At 38.4% G+C, this 4,440-nt stretch carries 4 protein-coding genes; all 4 read left to right on the top strand.

Annotation, left to right across the window (positions count from 1 at the left end):
* Nucleotides 1–272 precede the first annotated feature (272 nt).
* The 4 genes from NMA52_RS18580 (at nucleotide 273) to NMA52_RS18565 (ending at nucleotide 3,963) form a co-directional block, all read left to right on the top strand.
* Nucleotides 273–1,070, top strand: a complete 798-nt coding sequence (locus tag NMA52_RS18580) for a Dam family site-specific DNA-(adenine-N6)-methyltransferase (protein ID WP_254829215.1) — start codon at nucleotides 273–275, stop codon at nucleotides 1,068–1,070.
* A complete protein-coding gene (locus tag NMA52_RS18575; protein ID WP_254829214.1) occupies nucleotides 1,070–2,023 on the top strand; it encodes a ParB/RepB/Spo0J family partition protein in 954 nt (317 codons plus the stop codon). The genes NMA52_RS18580 and NMA52_RS18575 overlap by 1 nt, the downstream gene beginning before the upstream one ends.
* Before the next feature lie 5 nt (nucleotides 2,024–2,028).
* The gene (locus NMA52_RS18570) at nucleotides 2,029–2,868 is read left to right on the top strand and encodes a hypothetical protein (RefSeq protein ID WP_254829213.1); all 840 of its coding nucleotides are present in this window, start codon (nucleotides 2,029–2,031) and stop codon (nucleotides 2,866–2,868) included.
* A gap of 207 nt (nucleotides 2,869–3,075) precedes the next feature.
* Complete coding sequence (locus tag NMA52_RS18565) at nucleotides 3,076–3,963, top strand: hypothetical protein (RefSeq protein WP_254829212.1); 888 nt, start codon at nucleotides 3,076–3,078, stop codon at nucleotides 3,961–3,963.
* Nucleotides 3,964–4,440 lie beyond the last annotated feature (477 nt).

Genomic DNA, 4,440 nt, shown 5'->3' with positions numbered 1-4,440 from the left:
GGAAGCTGCGCAGGAGGGTCAGAAAGCGGGTCAGGGCGTTGGTCATTCTCCCAAGTTCGGGAGCACGGTAATACCATCAAATGCTTAGCTTAATGGCCGTGAACACTGCGCCATCGTCAAGCCGGCGGTCAGGCTATTGGTGCCGATGAAGCCTTAAAGATTGGCCTTGAAACCAATAGCGGTCCGAATGTTAGTTGGTGGAGCCGGCCTGCACCGGCGCCCCCGTTAGCGGCAATCAAAACAAAACACTACATTGCAACAAAAACATCGATTTGAAGCCATTTCTTCGCTGGGCAGGAGGTAAAAGTTGGTTCGTGTCAAGGTTCACTAACATTTTACCAAAAAACTTTGACACCTACCATGAACCTTTTTTGGGTGGAGCAGCAATTTTTTTATCGCTCAACTTGAATACAAATTCTATATTATCAGATTCGAATGAAGATTTAATAAATGTTTATAGGCATATTAGGGATAACCTACAGGGTGTCCTTCATGAATTAGACCAAATGTCGATCTCTGCTGAAAGTTTTTATGAAATCAGGAGTAAAGATTACGAATGTGAGATAAAGAAGGCAGCTCAATTCATTTACCTCAATAGAACCTGCTACAATGGCCTGTATCGAGTCAACTTAAAAGGTAAATTTAATGTGCCTTATGGTAAGAATGAAGATGTTCAACTGTATGATAAAGACCATATTACTTTAGTAAGTAAAAAATTACAACTCTGCGAAATCAACGCAAGTGGATTTGAAGAATCTTTGAGTAAGGTTAGGAGGAATGACTTGGTTTTCATTGACCCTCCCTATACTGTGGCCCACAATCATAATGGGTTTGTCGAATACAACCAAAGAATTTTCTCATGGGAAGATCAAATCAGACTTGCAAGATGTATTGAAAGATTACATAAAATTGGCGCGTTTTATGTAGTCACTAATGCTATGCATCAAAGTATTATTGATTTGTATAGTGACATTGGTCAACCTATAGAAATTCCAAGGCATAGCACCATGGCAGGACAAGCTGCAAAACGAAAGAGAATATCTGAACTAGTCTTAACCAATTGTATGTGATGCCGTCAGTACTACAATCCAGTAAGCTTAAGGACATACCAGTAGACAAGGTACTGCCTAACCCCGATAACCCAAGACTTATCTTCAGGCAAGATGAGTTAGACAAACTTTTGGTTTCGATCCTAAAGTTTGGAGTTCAGGTGCCAATATCAGTTTACAAAGAAGGATCGAATTATATCATTATAGATGGGGAAAGAAGATGGAGAACTAGTAAAAAGCTGAATCTACAAACAATCCCGGCTATTGTCCAAGACAAACCTGACCCGTTGGACAACTTGCTAATGATGTTTAATATCCACGCATTACGCCAGCAGTGGGATCTATTTACTATTGCAAATAAAATAACAGATGTTGTTGATTTGCTTACGGAAAAAGAAGGACGACCGCCAAATGAAAAGGAATTAAGCGAGGAAACTGGATTGTCTCGTGGATTAATACGGCGGTGTAAGTTACTTATCGACTTACCTGAACGATTCAAAGTAGTTATTCTTCAAGAATTAGAGCGGCCGAAACCTAAGCAAAAGCTTACCGAGGATTTTTTCATAGAAATGGAACGGTCCCTTAAAACGGTTAGTCGAAATATGCCGGAAGTTATTGATGACATAGATCGTGTCAGAGATACTCTTATAGATAAATATCAAAATAATACTATAAAAAATATCGTCGATTTTAGAAAAATGGCGAAACTTGCAACAGCGCCAAAAAATGTAGACTATTCAGAAGATAAATCTAAGAAAGCTCTAAAGCAAGTTTTTGAAAGAAATAATAAAGGCATTGAGCAGGTATACAATTCCACAGTTAGTGGCTTGTACGATGAGAAAAAGTTATTGTCGATTTTAACAAATTCTCTTAATCATTTAAAAGAAATTAAGACAGAAGATAAGCAAGACGCAGATATTCGCCTAGTACTTCACCAATTAGCGGAGGAGATCGATAATATTTTAAACCGCTAGTCGACATGAAGTATACTATTCTACCAAACGATTTGACTGGTATAGCGGACTCTGCTCATGAGGCGATTAAAATGCGATATGGACTGGGCGACGCTTCAATAGAAATGGCAATTGAAAAGTCTGTGCCCATACGTCCAACATTTCATTGGAAAGAGCCTACCGAAATTATTATGTGCGAGGTTGCCCAAAGACCATTTCCTGTAGTCATCAAAGAGCTTTTTGCGGATATATCAGCATCAGGCTTACCGATTAGAATTATTGTAGCTTATCCTCGGGATGCACCAATGTCGGCTAAGTCATTCCAAGATGATGTTAAACTAGCGAAGAAGTTTGGGATCGGCTTATTAGCTGTGGATGATGACGGTCGCGGAAAAATTGAATATCAGGGGGTAAGTATTTCATTACATTTTCCAGAAATAAAATATGACCGTTTTCCCAAAGCATTTCGACCACTGATTAAAGATGCATATGAGAATTATATGGACCAGGGAAATCCTAAAGCAGGACTTCAAGAATTAGGTCAAATCGTCGAAGATTGTATTTTGAAGATTGGAATCGACGCAAAAAAGAAGAATCAGCTTGTAACAAATTCATTTAAGCCGGAAAAATTCATTGCTTGCAATCGACTACTTGATTTGATGATAAAAGAAGAAATTATTGATATTGGTATTTTGGGTACAGCAAAAACATTTATGAAGGCTAGAAATGGTGTAAGTCATAAGCCTAAATCTCGCAAGGCGGCAATTGAAAGAGATTTATTAATGAAAGAGAATTTTCAAATTGGTTTAAGATTATTAGCTGAAATACCAAATGAGTGTAAAAAGCACGGGTTGAAATTTAAATAATGCCGCTAACACCGCCTACCACGTACAGCCGCCGGTTAAGATTTTCGGTGCTAACATATGTTTAGAAGCGGCTGTGGTGGATCCTAACACCCTTGTTATTGGCCGATGAGGGCGGCCGTCGGGTAGGCAATCGTTGGGCGAAATACATATTATACATACATTAAAATAAATTCTGATTTAATAATGTCAGAAATTACCGAAAACGATATGCAGAAGGAAATCAAACGTAAAGCAACTCCCTCAGGTACTTTAGTTCCTGGAAATCAGTCACAGTGCGGAATAGTAATGCCTATCTCAGAGATTGATGGTTTAGAACCTGAGCATTGGTCTGAGGTTTTGGAAATTTTACAATCGGCAATTAAGGATGCTGGGTTTCAATCAAATTTGGTCAGCGCATCAGATGAAATCAGCGTAATTCAAAAACGGATCGTCCAGAATCTTTACAGTAACCCAATTGTTGTATGTGACGTAAGCTGTAAAAATCCCAACGTAATGTTCGAATTAGGTATGAGATTGGCATTTGATAAGCCGACAATAATAGTCAAAGATGATATTACAGACTTTTCATTTGACACAGGAGTAATTGAGCACGTTGGATATCCAAGAGATTTAAGATTTAATAAAATTAATATATTCAAAGAGACTTTAACTAGAAAGTTATCGGCAACTCATGAAGCAAACAAAAAAGGGAGAAATTCAGGGTCGTTTTTGCAAAGTTTTGGTGAGTTTAAGGTTGCAGAAATTGAGACAAAGGAAATTTCTGGTCAAGAATACATAATTAATTCTATTAATGATTTAAAAACTGAACTTCAATATATGCGAAGAAATCAAGACATCTTGAGGCATTCGACCCTCGATATGATAGAGTCATCTGATCACTCAAGAAAATATTTGGTGCCATCTAGGGGCTTAGATTTACAGGTTAGGCGTCATCTTAAAATGCTTCAATCAGAATTACCTATCACCGAAAGCAATGTATCAAAAGATGATATGCTGCAAATGTATGCTGAAAGCCTTGTTGATAAGTATCCGGATATTATGAGACACTTTCCTACTTTAGGCGCATTTAAAACAAAACTAGCTGAAACGCTTTGATGTTATGTATCACTTTTCTTCTATTGGCTATTCTACTATATTGTTTTTGCGTTGTCGGCTTGATTAGAAACACCATTGATAAGTCTATCTCTTATTGGAAAAGGGACATGTTATTCTGACTGCCTGGGTGCAGTAAAAAATTTAGGAATGAGACAAAAAAAGGAAGGAACATATAGCGTTTTGCGATAACGGTACACGGAATATGATTTTGATTCTACGAACAAAGTAGCTTTCCGTACTGATGTGGGGGGGGCGTAAAATTGTGGGGAACGATGATTATGGTATTCATCACTACAACAAAAATCAAGTCAGGAGATTTATAGAAAAGTTAGAGTGAATTCGCCCAACACCGCAGCAACTCCATTAAGCTAAGCAACTAAGCGCCATACCGGAGCCTCCATCAGGGCTACTCTTCGGCCGCTATTGCGGCGAGCCAGGTTGGAAAGTAACTTTAGGGTATAGTGTCCCCGTCCGGCC

Origin of the sequence: Lewinella sp. JB7 (assembly GCF_024297185.1) — a bacterium.
Classification (GTDB): Bacteria; Bacteroidota; Bacteroidia; order Chitinophagales; family Saprospiraceae; genus Neolewinella.
The sequence above is the reverse complement of the archived record's forward strand: the minus strand, read 5'-3'. Positions and strand labels throughout refer to the sequence as shown.